Annotated in this window: 20 protein-coding genes and 1 other annotated feature; of the genes, 1 reads left to right on the forward strand and 19 read right to left on the reverse strand. The window is 46.4% G+C overall.

The genetic code is table 11. From position 1 onward, the window contains the following. Positions 1–34: 34 nt before the first annotated feature. Positions 35–1120: a M42 family metallopeptidase gene (locus N288_RS18060; RefSeq protein ID WP_009796003.1), complete on the reverse strand. Its 1086-nt coding sequence runs from the start codon at positions 1118–1120 to the stop codon at positions 35–37. Between the two features lie 114 nt (positions 1121–1234). Continuing rightward, the gene (locus N288_RS18065; RefSeq protein ID WP_022544260.1) at positions 1235–1723 is read right to left on the reverse strand and encodes a dUTP diphosphatase; all 489 of its coding nucleotides are present in this window, start codon (positions 1721–1723) and stop codon (positions 1235–1237) included. A gap of 172 nt (positions 1724–1895) precedes the next feature. Between N288_RS18065 and N288_RS18070 the strand changes: the two genes are divergently transcribed. Then, a complete protein-coding gene (locus N288_RS18070) occupies positions 1896–2291 on the forward strand; it encodes a hypothetical protein (RefSeq protein WP_009796133.1) in 396 nt (131 codons plus the stop codon). 112 nt (positions 2292–2403) lie between these two features. On the opposite strand, the gene N288_RS18075 is transcribed toward N288_RS18070, so the two are convergent. The 17 genes from N288_RS18075 to polA form a co-directional block, all read right to left on the reverse strand. Further along, the gene (locus N288_RS18075; protein ID WP_009796132.1) at positions 2404–2976 is read right to left on the reverse strand and encodes a TVP38/TMEM64 family protein; all 573 of its coding nucleotides are present in this window, start codon (positions 2974–2976) and stop codon (positions 2404–2406) included. A gap of 63 nt (positions 2977–3039) precedes the next feature. Then, positions 3040–3309, reverse strand: coding sequence for a DUF1294 domain-containing protein (locus N288_RS18080; RefSeq protein WP_009796131.1), 270 nt, complete (start codon positions 3307–3309; stop codon positions 3040–3042). Between the two features lie 86 nt (positions 3310–3395). Then, positions 3396–3755 (reverse strand): 50S ribosomal protein L20, encoded by a 360-nt coding sequence (rplT, locus tag N288_RS18085; RefSeq protein ID WP_009796130.1) that lies wholly within the window; start codon positions 3753–3755, stop codon positions 3396–3398. 25 nt (positions 3756–3780) lie between these two features. Continuing rightward, positions 3781–3981, reverse strand: a complete 201-nt coding sequence (rpmI, locus tag N288_RS18090) for a 50S ribosomal protein L35 (RefSeq protein WP_009796129.1) — start codon at positions 3979–3981, stop codon at positions 3781–3783. A 16-nt stretch (positions 3982–3997) separates the two neighbouring features. Beyond that, positions 3998–4501: a translation initiation factor IF-3 gene (infC, locus tag N288_RS18095; RefSeq protein WP_022544261.1), complete on the reverse strand. Its 504-nt coding sequence runs from the start codon at positions 4499–4501 to the stop codon at positions 3998–4000. 147 nt (positions 4502–4648) lie between these two features. Continuing rightward, positions 4649–4775, reverse strand: a sequence feature (ribosomal protein L20 leader region). Between the two features lie 258 nt (positions 4776–5033). Then, positions 5034–6965 (reverse strand): threonine--tRNA ligase, encoded by a 1932-nt coding sequence (gene thrS, locus N288_RS18100; RefSeq protein ID WP_022544262.1) that lies wholly within the window; start codon positions 6963–6965, stop codon positions 5034–5036. A 410-nt stretch (positions 6966–7375) separates the two neighbouring features. Further along, positions 7376–8242, reverse strand: a complete 867-nt coding sequence (gene ytxC / locus N288_RS18105) for a putative sporulation protein YtxC (RefSeq protein ID WP_009791381.1) — start codon at positions 8240–8242, stop codon at positions 7376–7378. 240 nt (positions 8243–8482) lie between these two features. Then, entirely contained in the window at positions 8483–9409 is a 927-nt protein-coding gene (dnaI, locus tag N288_RS18110) for a primosomal protein DnaI (RefSeq protein ID WP_009791379.1), read from the reverse strand. Positions 9410–9421: 12 nt separating this feature from the next. Continuing rightward, positions 9422–10819, reverse strand: coding sequence for a replication initiation and membrane attachment family protein (locus N288_RS18115; protein WP_035401185.1), 1398 nt, complete (start codon positions 10817–10819; stop codon positions 9422–9424). Between the two features lie 107 nt (positions 10820–10926). Beyond that, the gene (nrdR, locus tag N288_RS18120; RefSeq protein WP_009791377.1) at positions 10927–11385 is read right to left on the reverse strand and encodes a transcriptional regulator NrdR; all 459 of its coding nucleotides are present in this window, start codon (positions 11383–11385) and stop codon (positions 10927–10929) included. Between the two features lie 105 nt (positions 11386–11490). Then, entirely contained in the window at positions 11491–11892 is a 402-nt protein-coding gene (locus N288_RS18125) for a hypothetical protein (RefSeq protein ID WP_009791375.1), read from the reverse strand. A 259-nt stretch (positions 11893–12151) separates the two neighbouring features. After that, positions 12152–12532, reverse strand: coding sequence for an adenosylmethionine decarboxylase (gene speD, locus N288_RS18130; RefSeq protein ID WP_009791374.1), 381 nt, complete (start codon positions 12530–12532; stop codon positions 12152–12154). Between the two features lie 576 nt (positions 12533–13108). Continuing rightward, the gene (locus N288_RS18135; protein ID WP_009791373.1) at positions 13109–14140 is read right to left on the reverse strand and encodes a glyceraldehyde-3-phosphate dehydrogenase; all 1032 of its coding nucleotides are present in this window, start codon (positions 14138–14140) and stop codon (positions 13109–13111) included. 235 nt (positions 14141–14375) lie between these two features. Beyond that, positions 14376–14990 (reverse strand): dephospho-CoA kinase, encoded by a 615-nt coding sequence (coaE, locus tag N288_RS18140; protein ID WP_035401182.1) that lies wholly within the window; start codon positions 14988–14990, stop codon positions 14376–14378. Between the two features lie 21 nt (positions 14991–15011). After that, positions 15012–15647 (reverse strand): sporulation membrane protein YtaF, encoded by a 636-nt coding sequence (gene ytaF, locus N288_RS18145; protein WP_022544264.1) that lies wholly within the window; start codon positions 15645–15647, stop codon positions 15012–15014. Positions 15648–16111: 464 nt separating this feature from the next. Next, positions 16112–16939 (reverse strand): DNA-formamidopyrimidine glycosylase, encoded by an 828-nt coding sequence (mutM, locus tag N288_RS18150; RefSeq protein ID WP_009791368.1) that lies wholly within the window; start codon positions 16937–16939, stop codon positions 16112–16114. An 87-nt stretch (positions 16940–17026) separates the two neighbouring features. Further along, positions 17027–19660, reverse strand: coding sequence for a DNA polymerase I (gene polA, locus N288_RS18155; protein ID WP_009791367.1), 2634 nt, complete (start codon positions 19658–19660; stop codon positions 17027–17029). Positions 19661–19836 lie beyond the last annotated feature (176 nt).

Below are 19836 nucleotides of genomic sequence, written 5' to 3' on the forward strand. Positions count from 1 at the left end.
CGAACAGCCCCGCAAAGAGGGGCTGTTCTTTTTTTCAATCGAAAGTAATCCTGTCAACAGTTTCCTTATCCAAACGTTTAATCACTTCAACGATGAGCTTAACTGCATTTTCATAGTCGTCGCGATGAAGCATGGCTGCGTGTGAATGGATATACCGTGTGGCAATCGTAATGGCCAGGGACGGCACCCCATTATGTGACAGATGGATGGCGCCTGAGTCTGCACCTCCGCCGGCAATGCTGTCGAACTGATATGGGATATTCATTTCGTCCGCTGTATCTGTGACAAGGTCGCGCAAGCCTTTGTGGGAAACAAGGGATGCATCATAAAGGATGATCTGCGGTCCTTTGCCCATCTTGCTCAATGCTTCCTTCTCAGAAATCCCCGGTGTATCCCCTGCGATTCCTACATCCACGCCAAAGCCGATATCCGGTTCAATGAGGTTGGCAGCTGTCTTTGCTCCTCTCAGCCCGACTTCTTCCTGCACAGTACCGACACCGTATACCACGTTTGGATGCTCGGCATCTTTAAGCTGCTTCAGCACATCGATGGCGATGGCGCAGCCAATGCGGTTGTCCCATGCTTTGGCAAGCAGCATTTTTTCGTTATTCATCACAGTAAATTCAAAATAAGGGACTGCCATATCACCTGGCTTGACTCCCCATTCCATCGCTTCTTCGCGGCTGGAAGCACCGATATCAATGAACATATCCTTGATGTCGACCGGCTTTTTGCGGGCTTCAGGAGGAAGGATATGCGGCGGCTTGGATCCGATGATGCCTGTAACGTCCCCTTTGCTAGTTACAATGGTGACACGCTGGGCAAGCATAACCTGTGACCACCAGCCACCGACCGTCTGGAAGCGGAGGAAGCCTTTGTCATCAATGCTTGTGATCATGAATCCTACTTCGTCCAGGTGTCCGGCAACCATGATTTTCGGTCCGCCCTCTTTTCCTGTTTTCTTGGCCACAAGGCTGCCAAGGCCGTCTGTTGTCACTTCGTCTGCAAATTCTGTTATGTATTTCTTCATGACTTCGCGAACTTCGCGCTCATTGCCCGGAATGCCTTTTGCATCAGTCAATTCTTTCAGCATCGTCAGCGTTTCATCTAATTTTGCCATTTGTTTCGACTCCCTTAATATTTATTTTCTTTTCCATTATACCTTACTGTCCCATGGTGTAAAAAGAAAAATCCGAATCTTGCGGATTCCTCCCGAACGGACAAAATTAATCTGTTAGTATCCTTGCCGCTGCCTTTCATAATTCACTTCATTTTTCTCCACATAAGCCCTTTCAATTTGTTCTTCAGAAAAGCCAAGCATTTCTGCCAGACTTATATAAGCGCCCAAAAGCACATTAAAATCCTCAAGGGTCCTGGAAGCTTTGAATGTATCTATTAAATGATAGAGATTCAGAAACTGATGGGACAATGATTCGCCTTTTTCCTGCGGCTCAATGGCGGCACTTTCCCCAAATCCGCATTCAATTCCGAGTGACAGGATGAAATGGACGCCGTCGACGAATTCCTCAAGAATGACTGCAGGCTCAGAAGCCGGCTTCTGGCTCCAGAATTTAAAGCACCTCGTTTCATTGGCCAGCTCACCCAGTTCTACCAAAAGGGCAAGGATTTTTCTGTCAAAAAGATTTTCTTCTGTTAATTGGTGCTCTGTCTCAATATGAAGGTCAAGCGCTCTCTGCATATCAAAAAGCCTGTTAATATTCATAGCAATCAAACTTCTCCTTTCAAACCGGCCCCCTGGATTGGCAGCTGACGGTGATGGGCCATGGCAAAAAAATCATCCGTCAGAAAAAATTATAACAAATTAAAAAAAGAACGAAACTTTTTTGAGATATATCCGTAAGTAAAGATAAAACTGTGACCAGTGGAGGTATTTTATGATGTGGGCGATACGCTTGCTTTTGTTTGCACTCATTTTATTTCTCATCTACACATGCGTTAAATATATAATCAATCCAAAGCGGAAGCTCGAGCTTGCCCATGAACAAAAGCGCTATTATTTCCTGGATGACCAGAATAATGTCCGCAAAAATTTCCTGATTACGTACAAGGGCGTCCTGCTTGAGGGGGAGAAATATTTAGGGACCACTGACAATGCTTTTGAGGTTGTTTCCATTTTTATTTGGCCTCATAATCCGTCCTCTCTCAAAGGGATGGTAAGGGAAGACTTTCAATTCATTGAAAGAAAAATTTCGGAGCAATATCCCAATGCAAAGCTTGACTGGAAGAGCCCCATCAAGGAATTCATGAGCAAAGGCACAGACTCTATTTAAGGGAGTTTGAAAGCTGAACTTTAGAAAAAGGAAAAGGCGCCAATCATCCGGCTGGCGCCTTTTTATCATGCAAAAAATCGACTTATACCCAGCGGCCGGAGCGATGTTCTTCTTATGCTGTTTCCTTGAAAAAATCCCGCCATTGAATAACGCTCATCTTCTCTCTTAGTATATACACTAAAACTCCAAGTACCAGCAGAATTGCCAATGCGGCCGGAAGCGAAAACCGGCTGATGAACCCGCCAAACATGGTATAGCATACCGCCATAGGCAGATTGGTCAGCCAGCTTCCCTTCACAAACTCCCCAAACCGTTTATACCGCTCAAGCAGACAAAAGGTGAGCAGATGATAATGAACGAAAGGGATCAGCCGGAGAACAGCCACCTGGCCTGCAGTAAGATTCCTGTATTCGCCGAACCAGCGTTTCTTCAAAGAAGTCAGCTTACTGCGGGCAGCGGGCATTTTTTCCAGCAGCCAATAAAAGAGCATATTGCCAAGGAGAAGCCCTGCAGCAGAATAGGCGGTGCCCGGAACCATTCCGAATGCCGCCCCTCCCGCTATGCAAACAGCAGCCGCAGGCACGAAAAGAAACAGCCTTATTGTATGAAGCAGAATGAATAAGACCGGAGACAGCCAGCCGCCCGTATGGACGGCGGCCAATACGAGAGACAGCATTTCATTCATGGTTGCCACCTTCTTTGCTGTTAAATCTTGATGTTACTTTAACATATAGCAAATGAAGGCAGCTTATGACCAAACGGCAAGCAAATATATACAGACTGCCGCTTCAATTATGCTCAGCGCCGGCAGCCCGTATTTAAAAGCATCATGCTTTGTTTTATGCCTGAATTTATTCATGCCGGCGTACATTCCCGGAGCCCCAAAAACAAAAGCTATGGTCCAAAGTGTTCTTTCGCTTATCCGATATTGATTTTTCTGTGCTTTTTGTTTATCTGCCCTCATAATAAAATAGCCTGCTGCATTGATCAGCAGCAAATACAAAGCAGCCCATTGCATTAACAGCCAGCCCCTTTATGTATAGTAATATTATTGAAAAAAGCCATCCTCATAGCGAGAATGGCTTTCTAAAGGCCTCAGCCTTATTACTTGCTCAGGTTCTGCTTTGCAACAGAAGCTAATTCTGCAAATGCTTTTTCGTCAGCAACTGCAAGTTCAGCAAGCATTTTGCGGTTCACTTCGATGCCTGCAACCTTAAGGCCATGCATCAAACGGCTGTAAGAAAGACCGTTCATGCGGGCAGCCGCATTGATACGAGTGATCCATAGTTTACGGAAGTCGCGCTTTTTCTGGCGACGGTCACGGTATGCATACATTAATGATTTCATAACCTGCTGGTTAGCAACTTTATATAATGTATGTTTTGAACCAAAATAACCTTTGGCTAATTTAAGAACTTTTTTACGACGTTTGCGAGTAACTGTACCGCCTTTTACACGTGGCATATCTTTTCCCTCCTATATTCGGAAATTACTTAATGTTGTCTAGCATATGGCGAATGCGTCTGAAATCGCCTTTGGAAACAATCGCAGCTTTACGAAGCTTACGCTTTTGTTTAGTTGATTTGTTAGCAAATAAGTGGCTAGTGTAAGCGTGAGAACGTTTCAGTTTGCCTGAACCAGTCTTCTTGAAGCGCTTAGCTGTACCGCGGTGAGTTTTCATTTTTGGCATGTGGAATTCCCCCTCTTTACTTGTCGATTTTAGGTGCTAAGACCATGAACATGCTGCGTCCGTCCATTTTCGGATGTGATTCCACAGCTGCAACTTCCTTGCAGGCTTCCGCAAAACGGACTAAAACACGCTGACCAATTTCCTTATGTGTAATCGCACGACCTTTGAATCGGATCGAAGCTTTTACTTTATCGCCCTTTTCCAGGAACTTAATTGCATTTCGCAGCTTTGTATTAAAGTCATGCTCATCAATAGTCGGACTTAAGCGAACTTCTTTGATATTGATAATCTTTTGGTTTTTGCGAGCTTCTTTTTCCTTCTTCTGCTGCTCAAACTTAAACTTTCCATAGTCCATGATACGGGCTACAGGAGGTTTAGCATTTGGCGCAACAAGAACAACGTCAAGATTTACGCGTGTAGCAATTTCCAGCGCTTCATTCTTGGACTTGATTCCCAATTGCTCGCCATTTTGGTCAATTAGACGAACTTCACGGGCGCGGATGCCCTCGTTTAACAACATATCTTGTTTGCTAATAGTTAGCCACCTCCAAGGTTTTGTGCGAATACAACGTCTGAGTCAAGAGCAGCCGCAAGCTGCAGAACCTGCACCGAATCCCACGCTGCATCCAGCATGACACTGACAATATTACATCATAAAGCTTTATAGACATATAAAAAAGTGCGGATGAAATCACCCACACTTACGAAACGACAAGTTAAAAGCTGTTTCAGTAAAACCTGCCAACTGCTCTTTGCGTCAGCCAGGTGAGAAGCGGGTGCTTCTTCTTTTCCTCAAAGCCGTATTCAATTTACCTAAGTAACTATATCACAAATGATAATTTCGTGTCAAACGAATAGATGTTTTTATCACAACGATTTGAATTCTATCAAAGAAATTGATTTCTTGCAATAGTTTTCGCGGATTTTTTTTCTTAATCATTATAATGATTGGCTGTGTTATACAGAGTTTTACGCAAATGAGTCCAAATTCAACCATTAATAACAAAGTTTAACTAATAAAAAGAGAGGCCGCAGCCTCCCTGTAAAAATTGTTATCTCACTGTATCTTCCTTCAGTGCATCCTTGAATACATCAAATGACATGGTCTCAGACTTCTGCTCGCCGTATTTGCGGACATTTACCGCATTATCTGAAACTTCTTTGTCCCCAAGAACAAGCATATACGGGATTTTCTGCATCTGTGCTTCGCGGATTTTGTAGCCGATTTTCTCATTGCGGGCATCCAATTCCACCCTGTAGCCTTGAGCCTGGAGCTCTTCCTGAACCTTTTTCGCGTAGTCGAAATGGGCGTCAGGGGAAACCGGGATCACTTGTACCTGTACTGGTGCCAGCCATGTCGGGAACGCCCCCTTATATTCTTCGATAAGGAAAGCTACAAAGCGTTCCATCGTGGAGACGACACCCCGGTGGATGACGACAGGGCGATGCTGCTTCCCGTCTTCGCCGACATAAGAGAGATCAAAGCGCTCAGGCAGAAGGAAATCAAGCTGGGCAGTGGAAAGGGTCTCTTCTTTGCCAAGCGCTGTTTTTACCATCACGTCCAGCTTAGGGCCGTAGAATGCTGCCTCGCCTTCTGCTTCATAGTAGTCAAGGCCAAGCTCGTCCATCGCTTCCTTCAGCATGGATTGTGCTTTTTCCCACATCTCATCGTCATTGAAGTACTTCTCAGTATCCTGAGGATCGCGGTAAGAGAGGCGGAATGAATAATCTTCAATATTGAAGTCTTTATATACCTCGAGAATCAGGTGAACAACGCGCTTGAACTCTTCCTTGATCTGATCCGGGCGCACAAAAATATGAGCATCATTCAAAGTCATTCCGCGCACACGCTGCAGTCCGGACAGCGCACCAGACATTTCATAGCGGTGCATGGTGCCAAGCTCGGCAATCCTGATCGGCAGCTCACGGTAGCTGTGAATGCTGTTTTTATAAATCATCATATGGTGCGGGCAGTTCATCGGGCGGAGGACAAGCTCCTCATTATCCATTTCCATGACAGGGAACATATCTTCCTGGTAGTGGTCCCAGTGGCCGGATGTTTTATATAGCTCAACATTTGCCATAACTGGCGTATATACATGCTCATAGCCGAGCCGCTGTTCCTTATCAACGATATAGCGCTCAACGATGCGGCGGATGGTTGCACCCTTCGGCAGCCACATTGGCAGCCCCTGGCCGACCTTCTGGGAAGTCATGAACAGATCAAGCTCTTTGCCGATCTTCCTGTGGTCGCGCTCTTTCGCTTCCTCGAGCAGGCGCAGATGCTCAGCCAGATCTTCTTTCTTAAAGAATGCTGTACCGTAAATGCGCTGCAGCATCTTATTGTCGCTGTCTCCGCGCCAGTATGCGCCGGCAATGCTGAGAAGCTTGAATTCCTTGATCTTGCCTGTGGAAGGCACATGGACACCGCGGCAAAGGTCTGTGAAATCACCCTGCTCATAAAGAGTGACAGTTTCCCCCTCCGGAATCGCTTCAATCAGTTCAAGCTTGTACTCATCGCCGATTTCCTTGAAGAACTCGACCGCTTCTTCACGGCTAACTGCTTTGCGGTGCACATCAATGTTTTCATTGACGATTTTGGCCATTTCTTTTTCAATCAGCGGCAGGTCTTCCGGAGTCAGTGATTCTTCAAGATCCACATCATAATAGAATCCGCCTTCAATGACAGGGCCAACACCGAATTTGGCGCCCTTGTGCAGGCGTTTGATGGCCTGTGCCATTAAGTGGGCTGTACTGTGGCGAAGAACCTCGAGCGCTTCATCACTGCCCTGTGTGACAATTTCAATGGAACCATCTTCTTCAATCGGCCTGCGAAGATCGTACATTATGCCGTTCAGCTTTCCGGCCAGTGCTTTTTTCTTCAATCCCGGGCTGATGGATGCAGCCACATCCTCTGTAGATGTTCCTTTCGGAAATTCCTTTACAGCTCCATCCGGAAAAGTCAATTTAATTAATTCTGACATGAAAATTCCTCCTTATGTGCTTAAAAAACAAAAAACCCATCCCTAAAGAAGGGACGAGTTGTATTTAACACGTGGTTCCACCCAAATTCCCAGACGCAAAAAAACACGCAGTCCGGCTTAGTGAGGGATATAACGGTCCCATGCCCGCCAGCCGATACTTTGGCCAATGATAACAGCAAATCTTTTCGCCGTCTGCTGCACCCGGCTATTGTTACGGGCGCAAAATCATCGTCCTTTTCCTGGCTGTTGTTCGGAGGCGGTAAGCATTTCATCCGTGCTGGGAAGTTTTCAGCCTTGGCTTCCCTCTCTTTGAACCGTAATGAATACCCTTGTCCTCGTCGCTACATTTGTGGTGTTTGAATTATTATGTACGTTATTATAGTAGTTTATCTTGGAAAAATCAAGGGATTTCAGATTTTCTCCCTTCCTGCTGCAGAGAGGATTTTCTTCAGTTCTATAAAGGCCTCAAGAGGCTGGATGATCACTCTTTCCTCAAAAATATTGCGGACGGTCCTGGCGAGCGGACAGTCTGGTTCATTAGAATAAAGATAAATGGCTGACGGTGCCATTGAAAGGAGCGGGGCGATCGTAACGGAGTCGACGTATACTGGATGGTTAAAAAGCAGCCGGCGGTCAACCATCTTCAAGAGCTCAGCCCGCTTGATTTCAATAAGTCCTCCATCATAAAAAGCAGTCTCCTCCCCCATCACCAGATGGACAGCACTGCGCTTAGGGGCCCTGCCCTTCAGGAAGTCCCTCAGCATGTGGATGAACATTTGGTATTCCTGCTCCATTTTATATTCATCTATGGAAAGTGCTGCATATCGTTCAAGCTGGTCCATCATCGGGCGGAGACGGAATTTTACAAAAGAGTCGAACGAAAACGAAGAGATGTCCCCTGTCATTAATTCTTCAATTGCGAGGCTAAGGCTTTCCTCCGGTCCAGGACCGTCCAGAAAAGCAGACAAATCATCCCTGTTTCCCTCCAGGATAGAATGGATGATATCCAATATCTGCTGCTGCTCTTCCTCGTCTTCATAAAAATACTGCTCCGAAAGAATCCTGCGGAACCAGTCATCCTGCTTCGTTTCTATAATAAAATGTGTCATCGCCCTTTTTACCAGGTCTGCCGTCTCCTGCAATCCGCCCGTTTTAATCTGAACAGCATACCCGTCTTTAAGCTGAAGTGATGATATATTAGAGGATGACAGTCCAAGCTCCAGGAGACCCTGCAGTTTCCTCGCATCCTGCTGATTCTGGAAAATGATTTCAATCAATCATATCCCCCCTTGTTTTTTAAACAATATTCGAAGCTGCAGCAAGCGCCGGGAGATATCCTCTCCTTACCTATACGGCTTCCTTCGTTAATATCCCTGATTCCATGTATATGGGAAACTTGTACAATTTAGAAGCAGATGCGGAGCATAACAGGGATAAAAAAGGGGACATATTGGAGGAATGGAATTTGGAGAAAAAATAAAAACTGCCTTTCCCAAGGCAGTTTTCAGATTCATTCCTTATACACGGCGGTTCGGACCGTCAACCAGGACAGGCTCAGACAGGTAGCGGATGCGCTCCATGATCCGGCGCGCTTTCATTTTTTCTTCTTCACCGCGCTGACTGTAGGTCAGATGATGCTCCAGCCCCTGCATATCAAAATTGGACGTAAAGAAGGTTGGCAGGTTCTCCAGCATCCTGAACTGCAGGATCGGTCCTAATACCTCATCCCTTGTCCAGCTGGACATCGTTTCGGCGCCAATATCATCGAGCATCAGGATCGGCTCGCGCTTGATGGCCTCAAGCTTTTCATTTAAGGTCGAATCTCCGATGCTGCTTTTCATTTCCCTTAAAAGCTCCGGGACATAGACGATCATGGACGAAATCTTCTTCTTGGCAAGCTCATTGGCAATTGCACCAAGCAGAAATGATTTGCCGACTCCGAACTTCCCATAGAAATACAGCCCCTTCTGCCTTGTCCCGGGCTGATAATTTTCGACGAAGCTTTCCGCTTTATCCACCGCATCCAGTCTTGTATCCAGGTAAACATCAGCGAAGGAGGCGTTGACAATCTCTTTTGGAATATACAGGCTCCGGATCAGCTTCTCATTTTTCTTCCGTTCATCATGAATCACCTTGCGCGGGCAGCGGTTGTATTGGACATCAATGATCCCCCGCCTGATGACCAGTTCAGGATGATATCCCTGCATCATATTCTTGCATTCCCCAAGGCTTGGGCACTCTCTGCATTCCTTGCTCTGCTGGGCATACTCCGAAAGCTTGATCATGCTCCTTTCTGCCATTTCAGCTGTAATTTCTGCGCGGTGCTCCTGCAAAAAAGCTTTTACATCAGGATGGGAGAAAACTTCCTTCTTTTGCTGCTCGTACCTCTTTTGAAAGCTTTCATTACCTGCAAGTTTTTTCAATGTCTCATTGATTCTTTCCATGCTGCCACCTCCTTATTTCCGATACTTTTTAAGCCTTTCCTCTAAGGCCCGCCTTTTTGCCTCATATTCTGAGTCATTGGCGGCAGCTGCTTTTTGCGGCTGCTCTTCCTGCTGCTCATCAAACCAGTCAGGCAATGCTTCTTTTCTGATCGGCTTTTTCGCTGAAGCAGGCTTCGCCTTTTTGCCTTCTGCCCACTCCAGATACTGGCGGTGTTCATTCTTGGCCAGCATCATAGCTTCTTTAACCGTTTTAATCTGTTTTCTTGCCCAATGCCCGGCAATCTTCTCTACATATGCTTTCGTCAGCTTCATATCTGTTTTTAGCATAACATACTGAATGAGAACATTAGCAACGCCTGGATGCAGTTTCTGCTGAAACATAACGTCCTCAATGATTTGCAGATCACCTTTAGAGGGATCTGCCCCGCCGGAAATATCCTTTAACAGCTGGCGCGGGGAAGTGATCTCCATATATCTGATCAATTCTTCTTCCTGTGTTTTCGGCTCAGCGGCTTGAACCTGATGGATGCCTGGCTGGATCCGGTCTATCAGGGAAGGCAGCTGGTCCTGATGCTCAAATTGATACCAGTCACGTGCCGATTTCCGCAGTTCTTCAATATTGATATCATTATCTTCCGTCATTGCACTGATCAGGATGTTTTTCATCTGCAGGGCATCAATCCCATAAAGGAAGGACAGGTTGCTGATGGCTTCCCGGACCTTCGGGGTCAGCGCCGACTTGGGGAGAAGAGATTCATTCAACCCCGCTGCCAGCAGCTCAAAATCAAAGGATGAACCTCCGATTTTTATCTCTTCAGGGCTTGTTCTCCCTATGAAGGTAAATCCCTCTTCAAGAGACAGATCCCTTCCTGTATCCTGGTCAGGGGAGAAAGCTGCAGGATGGCCTGACTCATATACATCCTGAAAGGCTTTAGTCACTTCATCATAACCCTGCATCACGCCGGAATCATGGTCACAGAAAAAGCGCTTGAGCCTCAGAAACTGATTTTTGCCGATTTTGCGGTATAGATAAATGTTAAGCATCCCATCCAGGAAAAACTGCTCCGGACTCAGCGGCGGCTGCAGTTCGTATATAAAAGAGCGGCTGCCCTCCTCATTTTTCACAAAAGCCTTCAAAAGACCAATTCCTTCAAGCTTCAGTCTTGCTTCATAAATTTCCTTTAAGTTCATCCCCATGAAATTCATCAAGCTGTGATGGCTGTTTGATTGAGACCAAAGCCTGTTTTCCTCCAGTTCAGCCCATAGCGTCATATATAGACTGAGACAGGCCGCCCCGATTAAGGGCTGATACAACAAAGTCAGAACTTTTCTGTCATAATCATGCAAAAGACCGCTCGCGGCCACTGCATAGCGGTCAATCGGAAGCATTTCTTGCCAATGCTGGGCCATAGCTGCCAACCTTTCTACGATCTTCAGGAAACCAGCCAAAAAAGAGCCAAAGACAGTCTTTAGCTCGGCTCTGGCTGGAGGCACCTCAATGCATCACTTCCAAAAGATCATTGTTCTTTTTTGATTAATTCTTTCAACTCATCGATAAATACATTGATATCCTTGAATTGCCGGTAAACAGAGGCAAATCTGACATAAGCAACCTCATCGATTTTGGCCAGTCTGTCCATGACCATTTCACCGATAAATTCGCTTTTTATTTCAGAAACCCCCTGGCTGCGAAGCTCCTTCTCCACTTCAGATGTCACTTCTTCAAGCTCCTTAAGGGCTACAGGACGTTTTTCGCAGGCCTTGATCAGGCCCCTCAGCATCTTATCGCGGCTGAACTCCTCGCGTGTGCCTTCCTTCTTTACGACAATGAGCGGAATTTCCTCCACCTTCTCGAATGTGGTGAAGCGATAGCCGCATTTCTCGCACTCCCGCCTTCTGCGAATGGAACGGCCGTCATCGACCGGACGGGAATCAAGGACGCGTGTATTGTTATTCTGGCATGAAGGGCATTTCATACAATCAGCTCCGTATCCTCATTCATGTACTTGCTGGCCGTTTCTCTGCACGAAGGCCATTCTGTTTCTATCATATAAAAAACACATCAGCTGTACAAGCTTCCGCTATTCAGCATTCCTGCCGGAACCAAGATATGTAAGTTCTTTATCCAGTCTGCTGTAGAAACCTGTGATTTCCTTTTTCAGGGAAGGTAATGCTCCCGCAGGAGAAAATTGCTCAGTCGATATATTTACATCAATGGCAGACTCCATTCCTCTTACAGACACAATGGTGATAATGGCAAAGTACTTTTTGCCGCGGGTAATTTCCGCAGCCATTTCTCCATGCTCTTTGGCAGAGCTGATCATTTTCACACTGGGGTCCTTCCGCAGAACGTTTTCCGCGGTTTCAAAAGCCTTATTAAAGCTGGCCTTATAGTATCTTGTGCGCAGATTCTCATCCCGATGGCTTTCGCTTGTTTCACACTGTTTTTGAAAGCGGCCGAAAACTGTCCGAAAAATTGACATTCATTCATCCTCCGAGTTATCACTTTTCTCTATTTTAACACAAGAAAAGCGCCAGCGCCTTGTCAAAAACGGGACGCTGCGTCCTGCGGCAGCGTCTTGTGATCTTGAGGGGCAGGAGCTGGGGCTGTACAGCTGCCATAGCTGAAAAAAGTATCTAATCTTTATAGAAGATCATGCTGCCTGCCCTTTCTTCCGGCCAATATAAAAAGAGGTGTACGGATACACCCCTTTGATTTGTCAGTTTATCAGTTTGTCATTTTTATAGTGCGTTTGCTTGAGCTTGCTTAACTTGAACAGGACCCATGCCGCGAGGAATTTCGATATTCTCACGCGTTTGAGCGCCTAACTCTTCCGCAATATAGTCTGCAGCAATGTTAGGATCAAGATCTCCGCATGTGTATACATCAATGCTTGCATAGCCATGCTCCGGGAAGCTGTGGATAGTTAAATGAGACTCGGAAATGATTACCACTCCGCTTACACCCTGCGGCGCAAACTTGTGGAATGCGACTTCGCGGATTTCTGCACCAGACTTTAATGCAGCCCCTACAAATGTCTGCTCAATAAATTCCATATCATTCAACTTTTCAAAATCGCAGCCCCATAGCTCTGAAATAACATGACGGCCCATTGTTTCCATATTCAAATTTCCCCCTTTTTAAAAATACAAACGAATTAATGAGCTTCTTCATTTTCACTGGCCAACAACTACCACGGGGGAAAGTTAGTCCAGAGAGGTCCTAACCCTTTAAGTAGCCATCACTGCCAAAATTCAAGAAGTTCACGAGGAATAGTATACTTTGTTTATATTTTTTTTGCAACAGGAGTTTTTGATTTTTTTAGATGGCTATTTTCCTCATCATTAGATGGTCAACCATTGAAATAAATCAGGACAAAACTGGTTTACTTAAAGGACTATCCTCTAATAATGGAGTGTTGATTTCCGTTCCAGGCACTTCGCTTTCCGCGGGGCGGCGCTGAGCCTCCTCAGAGCAAGCTCTTGCGGGGTCTCAGCTTTGCCGCTGCAATCCCGCAGGAGTCTTCGTGCCTTCCACTGCAATCAACTGGTTTTAGAAATTTTAAAAGGCAAAATCATAATACAAAAAAATAAAAAATAAAAAATAAAAACAGGGTACGGAAGAATTCTTCCGTACCCCTTATGTCTAAATTCAGCGTGCTTTAATAAACAAGCATTGGCTTACAATTTTCCGGTGTGTCAGCCTGCTTTTACTTCTGTGAGTTTAGCCATTTTTCCTGCGACAAAGTTGACGAGGTCGACGACTCGGCAGGAGTAGCCCCATTCGTTGTCATACCAGGCGAGCACTTTTACTTTGTTGGGGCCGATGACCATGGTTGAGAGGCCGTCTATGATGGCAGAGTGTTCATTGGTATTAAAGTCGACAGATACGAGCGGCTCTTCTGTAATATCCAGGACGCCCCTCATGCTTCCTCTGGCTGCAGCTTCAAAGGCATCGTTGATTTCCTCGGCAGTCACTTCTTTATTCAGGTCCACCACAAGGTCAACCAGCGATACATTTGGCGTCGGGACACGGAGGGCCATTCCGTGAAGCTTGCCCTTCAGCTGGGGCAGCACTAGGGAAAGGGCTTTGGCGGCGCCTGTCGATGTCGGAATGATCGATTGTCCGCATGCCCGTGCACGGCGCAGGTCCTTATGCGGATTGTCGATATTTTTCTGATCGTTTGTGTAAGCATGGACAGTCGTCATCAGTCCATTTTCGATCCCGAATTTTTCATCAAGCACCTTTGCGACGGGCGCAAGGCAATTTGTTGTGCATGATGCGTTAGAAATGATGTCATGCTCATAAATATTTAATGCGCTTTCATTTACTCCCATCACAATGGTGACATCCTCATTTTTACCCGGAGCAGTCAGTATAACCTTTTTAGCTCCTGCCTCTAAATGGAGCGCTGCTTTTTCGCGGGAATTGAATTTGCCTGTTGCTTCTATAACAATATCAATCTCCAGGTCCCTCCATGGGAGTTCAAGGGGATCTCTGCTTGCCAGCAGCCTGATGCGCTTCCCATTTACGACAATTGCATTATTTTCAGGAATCACTTCGCCTTCAAACATCCCGTGATTCGTATCATATTTAATTAAATGAGCCAGAGTTTCAGCAGGATAGCTGGCGTTGATTGCTGCAATTTCAAGGTTTTCCTCCATAATTGCCTTTCTGAACACCATTCTTCCGATCCTTCCAAAACCATTAATCGCTATTCTCGCCATCATTATACGGCCCCTTCCGAATAAGTGTTATACTTATGTTGTTTACCTTTGCTATTAGTATAACATATATAAAACCTTTTGTGCTCCTGATTGTGCACATTTTCAAAAAGTCTAATTATTCAGAATAACATTTTTAGACTTCAGTTCAATATAGTCAGCTTTAAGCCTTTTATGAACGGAAATAACAAAGCACATACTATAAATGTTTTGTTTTTTAAACATAAAAAAGAGGAAGGCATCAGCTCTTCCCCTTTTCCTCCGGCAGCCATAGATCAAGCAGCCCGGATAACTGCTCCTTCGTCTCCTCAATGGTGCCATTATTATTAATAACCGCATCTGCCAGCCTGACTTTTTCAGTAAGAGGCATTTGAGAATTGATGCGGGCCTCCGCTTCTTTTTCACTTAATGAATTACGGTTCATCAGGCGCCTCAGCTGAGTTTCCCCATCTGTATAAACAAGCAATGTCTTATCTGCCAAATGTTCCAGCTTGCTTTCGAACAGCAGCGGTATATCCAGCACTACTAGCTGCTCCCCTTTTTGGATGGCCTGCTCTTTTTTTTCCAGCATTCTCTTGCGGACTGCAGGATGGACAATCGCATTAAGAGCCAGCCGTTCCTCTTCATTATGAAAAATGATGGCCCCGAGCTTTGCCCGGTCAATTTCTCCATCAGGCTGCAGAATCCCGGTTCCAAAGCGGCTGACAATACCGTTATATGCTTCTTCTCCCTTTTCCACTGCAAGCCGTGCTTCCAAATCTGCATCAATGACCGTAACCCCTTTTTCCATCAGCATGGAGGATACGGTGCTTTTCCCGCTGGCGATGCCTCCAGTCAATCCTATTACTAACGGCATATTCTGTCCTTTCCGGACTCGTTATATTTTCCAGATTCCGATGACAATCAGCAAAAGCCCAGGAATAAAAGAAAAGCGCTGCACCCAGCTGCTGTGGCTGAAAATGGTGCCGATTTTCATTCCGGCAAAAACAAATAGCGAGCTCATCGCAGCCACCGCAGCGGCCAGATAGCCGGGAGAATATCCCAGCATGGCGGCTCCTATCCCTGCTCCAAACGCATCCAAAGATAAAGCAAGGCCCAGCATAAATGCTTCAATCCCTGTAATCGTGCCTGATTTATCAAAATCGGCAGCCATGGGCTTTTGCAGGATGTTTATAACAAGGCCTAATGATTTAATTTCAAAATTGACAATCGTTTTCTCATGGGGAAGAACATCTTTTGATTTTTCCGGACGGAAAAACTGGTACAAGACCCAGGCTCCAAGGAGAATCAAAAGAATTCCGCCAAGACTCTCGGCAGCTTGAGGTGACAGAAAACTCTCGATCACATGGCCGATGGTCATTGCTGTTATAAGCGTTATAGCCGAACAGCAGGCAATAATTAAAATCGACTTTAAGGGTATGCTCATTTTCCTTAACCCATATGTCAAGCCAACACTGAAACTGTCAAGACTGACAGCAAATGCAAGCATAAGAAGTGAGAGTGTGTGTACCATGGATCATGCTCCTTCCTCCTGTAAATCGCTAGGATAGTATATGGAAGAAGCCAATCCAATGTTATTAGAAAAGCGGAAGCGGCTTGCCCAGAGCCGACAAGCATAGGACGCGCAAGAATAAAAGGCGTTCTTCGCCTTTAATTCTTGCGCGGCTTATGACTCGAGGCTCTAGCCGCTGTAGCTAGACAAATCGAAATGCGGAGGGCGCTTGCTCAGCCCCGACAAGCATAAGACGCTTTGGAATTGAAGGCGTTCTTTGCCTTCGGTTCCAAAGTGGTGGCTTATGACTCGAGCACCTAGGAGCCGCAGCTGAATCGAAATGCGGAAGCGGCTTGCCCAGGGACGACAAGCATAAGGCGTCCAGGAATAAAAGGCGTTCTTTGCCTTTAATTCCTGGGTGACTTATGACTCGAGTCCCTAGCCGCTGCAGCTGGACAATCGAAATGCGGAGGGCGAAAGTCCCTCTACTTCACCTGGCACACAGGGCAGAAGACTGTGCCCCGCCCGCCGACGATGATTCTTTCGAGTGTGCTGCCGCATGTTTTGCATGCCTCTCCTTTTCGCCCGTAGACGAAAAGCTCGAGCTGGAACATGCCGATCTGGCCCTGTGAATTCACATAAGACCTGATGGTGCTGCCCCCCTTCTCAACTGCTTCAGAAAGTGTGGCGACAATCTCCTTATGCAGCCTGCCGATTTCATCATCAGAAAGAGAACTGGCCAGCCTTTCAGGGTGGATGCCCGCTCTGAACAGCGCCTCATCCACGTAGATATTCCCAAGTCCGACGACTGCTTTCTGATCTAAAAGGGCAGTTTTGACCGCTCGATTGGTGCCGGCCAGCCGCTGCTGCAGAAACTGGGGAGTAAATTCTTCCGAAAACGGCTCAGGCCCCAGCTGGGAAAGGGGCAGACTCGCAAACTCCTCTCCCTTGGCAAACAGGTGCATTGTCCCGAACTTCCTTACATCCCTGTAGCGGAGTTCAGAACCGTCTGTGAAATGGAAGATAACATGGGTATGCTTATCCTTGTCCTCTTCTTTTGAATAGAGAGCATACTTGCCTTCCATGCGGAGATGGGAAACCAAAGCATAATCGTCTGTATAAATGATCAAGAACTTTCCGCGCCTTCCGACATCCAGGATAGTCTGTCCGGCAAGCGCATCGGCAAACTGCTCAGCTTCACCAGGCTGCTTGATCATCTTCGGCCAATGGATGGACACTTGCCCGATTTCTTTGCCGGTGACAAGCTCTTTCAATGTTTTCCTGACTGTTTCTACTTCAGGCAATTCAGGCATGATTCATTCTCCTTTCTTCTTTCTTCAGCCCGGGCTGTTGGGAAGGAAGAAAGCGCCCGGCTGTACCCAAGCGCTTGCTTCTTCCTTCTATTTTGCATCAAACCATGTCGGGCCGTATGAGAAGTCGACCTTTAGCGGGACATCCAGATCTACTGTATTTTCCATCACGTCGGGCACAATTCTCTTTAGTATCTCAATTTCTTCCTCAGGCGCCTCAAAGATCAATTCATCGTGCACCGATAAAAGAAGGCGGGACTGCAGTCCTTCTTCCCGAAGCCGATCGGCCATGTCAATCATGGCTTTCTTAATAACATCGGCAGCACTGCCCTGAATGGGCGTATTCATGGCTGTCCGCTCTGCAAAGCTCCTTAGATTGAAATTCCTGCTCGTAATCTCGGGAAGATATCTTCTTCTGTGAAGAAGTGTCGAAACATATCCCTTCTGTTTCGCCTCCTGGATGATATCGTCCATATACTCGCGGACTCCGGGATAGCTTTCCAGATAGCGGTCGATGAACTGCCCGGCTTCCTTCCTCGTAATCCCCAGGCTTTGCGACAATCCATAATCGCTTATTCCATATACAATTCCAAAGTTGACTGCTTTCGCGTGGCGCCTCATGTTCGAAGTCACTTCGCCTTCTGAAACATGGAATACCTCCATAGCTGTCTTTGTATGGACATCCTGATCTTCACGGAAAGCCTCGATCAGCTTTTCATCGCCAGCAATATGCGCAAGCACCCTTAGCTCGATCTGGGAATAGTCGGCTGCAAAAATGACCCAGCCTTTTTCAGAAGGTACAAATGCCTGCCTGATCTTTCTGCCCTCTTCCAGCCGGATCGGGATATTCTGCAGGTTCGGATCCGTAGAGCTGAGGCGCCCCGTTTGTGTGAGTGCCTGATTAAAGCGGGTATGAACCTTCCCTGTTTTCTTGTCCGTCACCTTCAGCAGCCCTTCAATATAAGTCGACTGCAGTTTGCCGAGCTGCCTGTACTGCAGGATTTCCCTGATGATCTCATGCTTATCTTCCAGCTTTTCCAGAACATCAGCAGAAGTAGAATATCCTGTCTTTGTCTTTTTGACAGGAGGCAGGCCGAGCTTTTCAAAGAGGATGACCCCAAGCTGTTTAGGAGAATTAATGTTGAAAGCCTCACCCGCGAGCTCGTGGATGCGCTCTTCAATATCGCCCAGCTTCTGATTGATCTGTTCTCCCATCGCCTGAAGCCTTTCAAGGTCGACTTTGACGCCCTGCGACTCCATATCAGCCAAAATAAGCGAAAGCGGCATTTCCAGATCATAAAAAAGCTCATACTGCCTGTTTTCCTTTAACTCATCTTCAAGCTTGTCCCTAAGGGCTTCCAGGGCTGCAGCTTTTCTGGCAAGATGCCCTGCCAGCTCTTCCTGTGCCGGAATCTTTCTTTTCGCACCTTTCCCGTAGACAGCATCATCCGTCTGTACACCATTATACCCATGGCGTTTGGCAACAGAAGCAAAGTCTTCGATTGATTCTGACGGATTGATGATATAGGAAGCGATAAGAAGGTCAAACTCCACTCCTTTTAAGTGGATGCCGTGATGGCGCAGGGAAACCTCCGTTCGCTTGGCATCATAGACAATCTTCTTTTTAGATTCGTCCTCGGCCCATTTCTTAAAGGTCTCAGAGCTTAGTGCAAGCTCAGCGGGAATAAAATAGACCCCATTTCCGCTTGCAGCCGAGAAGCCGGCTATTTCGGCGGTATGATAATTCTCTTCAAGCATCTCGACATAAAAAGCAGTTTCGTCTGCAAATAAATCGTCCAGGATGTTTTCTGCTGTTTCAAACTGGATATCTTCAAGGGGCGCAGCAGTTTCTTCTGGTAATTCCCCGCCAATCTTTTCAAGAAGCGAGTTGAATCCGAGATCTTTGAAAAGGGAAACGACTTTGGCCTGGTCGTAGCCTGAATAGCCCACATCTTCTACCTTCACTTCAACAGGCGCTTCCCTTGTGATGGTGGCAAGCTCCTTGCTCATCACTGCCAGATCTTTGTGCTCCTCAAGCTTTTCCTTCAGCTTCTGGCCGCTCACACGATCGATGGATCCAAGCAGGTTTTCAAGCGTTTCAAATTCCTTCAGCAGCTTGATGGCTGTTTTCTCTCCTACACCGGGCACCCCTGGGATATTGTCTGAGCTGTCCCCCATCAGGCCTTTCATATCAATGATCTGGCCAGGCGACAGGCCATATTTTTCCCGGATATGTTCCGGAGTATATTCTTCTATATCCGTTATTCCCTTGCGGGTGATTCCGACGGTAGTATGTTCAGAGCTTAACTGGGTCAAATCCTTATCCCCGGAAATGACTTTTACCTCGAAGCCCTCCTGCTCTGCCTGGAGGGAAAGTGTGCCGATGATATCATCCGCCTCATAATTTTCAAGCTCATAGCGCGGAATCTGATAAGCATCAAGCAGATCACGGATGAAGGGGAATTGTTCAGACAGCTCCGGCGGAGTTTTTTGCCTGCCTCCCTTATATTCAGTGAATGTTTTATGGCGGAATGTTGTTTTTCCTGCATCAAAAGCAACCAGAATATGAGAAGGATCCTCATCCTCCAGGATGCGCATGAGCATCATCGTAAAACCGTAAACCGCATTTGTATGTATGCCTTTGTCATTATTCAGCAGCGGAAGCGCGAAAAAGGCCCTGTATGCAATACTGTTTCCATCAATCAATACAAGCTTTTTAGCCATTGGTCCATCCTCCTTGCAGCGTAGTTCTTGAAAGCCCGGGAAGCGCACTCTTGTTCAGCACTGCCGCATCTTCAGCCAGTCAAAATAACCCTCACCCTGGCAGAAAAGTAGCTTAACAAAAAAAACCGTTATTCTTCTTTCATTTTATCACGACTGGATAAAGAAAGAAAAATAAC

It is taken from the genome of Bacillus infantis NRRL B-14911 (assembly GCF_000473245.1).
GTDB lineage: Bacteria > Bacillota > Bacilli > Bacillales > Cytobacillaceae > Bacillus_AB > Bacillus_AB infantis.

Coding starts and splice junctions, on each gene's coding strand:
- N288_RS18060 (WP_009796003.1), bottom strand. CDS start 1,120: ATGGCAAAATTAGATGAAACGCTGACGATGCTGAAAGAATTGACTGAT.
- N288_RS18065 (WP_022544260.1), bottom strand. CDS start 1,723: ATGAATATTAACAGGCTTTTTGATATGCAGAGAGCGCTTGACCTTCAT.
- N288_RS18070 (WP_009796133.1), top strand. CDS start 1,896: ATGATGTGGGCGATACGCTTGCTTTTGTTTGCACTCATTTTATTTCTC.
- N288_RS18075 (WP_009796132.1), bottom strand. CDS start 2,976: ATGAATGAAATGCTGTCTCTCGTATTGGCCGCCGTCCATACGGGCGGC.
- N288_RS18080 (WP_009796131.1), bottom strand. CDS start 3,309: ATGCAATGGGCTGCTTTGTATTTGCTGCTGATCAATGCAGCAGGCTAT.
- rplT (WP_009796130.1), bottom strand. CDS start 3,755: ATGCCACGTGTAAAAGGCGGTACAGTTACTCGCAAACGTCGTAAAAAA.
- rpmI (WP_009796129.1), bottom strand. CDS start 3,981: ATGCCAAAAATGAAAACTCACCGCGGTACAGCTAAGCGCTTCAAGAAG.
- infC (WP_022544261.1), bottom strand. CDS start 4,501: ATGTTGTTAAACGAGGGCATCCGCGCCCGTGAAGTTCGTCTAATTGAC.
- thrS (WP_022544262.1), bottom strand. CDS start 6,965: ATGTCAGAATTAATTAAATTGACTTTTCCGGATGGAGCTGTAAAGGAA.
- dnaI (WP_009791379.1), bottom strand. CDS start 9,409: ATGGAAAGAATCAATGAGACATTGAAAAAACTTGCAGGTAATGAAAGC.
- N288_RS18115 (WP_035401185.1), bottom strand. CDS start 10,819: ATGGCCCAGCATTGGCAAGAAATGCTTCCGATTGACCGCTATGCAGTG.
- nrdR (WP_009791377.1), bottom strand. CDS start 11,385: ATGAAATGCCCTTCATGCCAGAATAACAATACACGCGTCCTTGATTCC.
- N288_RS18125 (WP_009791375.1), bottom strand. CDS start 11,892: ATGTCAATTTTTCGGACAGTTTTCGGCCGCTTTCAAAAACAGTGTGAA.
- speD (WP_009791374.1), bottom strand. CDS start 12,532: ATGGAAACAATGGGCCGTCATGTTATTTCAGAGCTATGGGGCTGCGAT.
- N288_RS18135 (WP_009791373.1), bottom strand. CDS start 14,140: ATGATGGCGAGAATAGCGATTAATGGTTTTGGAAGGATCGGAAGAATG.
- coaE (WP_035401182.1), bottom strand. CDS start 14,990: ATGCCGTTAGTAATAGGATTGACTGGAGGCATCGCCAGCGGGAAAAGC.
- ytaF (WP_022544264.1), bottom strand. CDS start 15,647: ATGGTACACACACTCTCACTTCTTATGCTTGCATTTGCTGTCAGTCTT.
- mutM (WP_009791368.1), bottom strand. CDS start 16,939: ATGCCTGAATTGCCTGAAGTAGAAACAGTCAGGAAAACATTGAAAGAG.
- polA (WP_009791367.1), bottom strand. CDS start 19,660: ATGGCTAAAAAGCTTGTATTGATTGATGGAAACAGTATTGCATACAGG.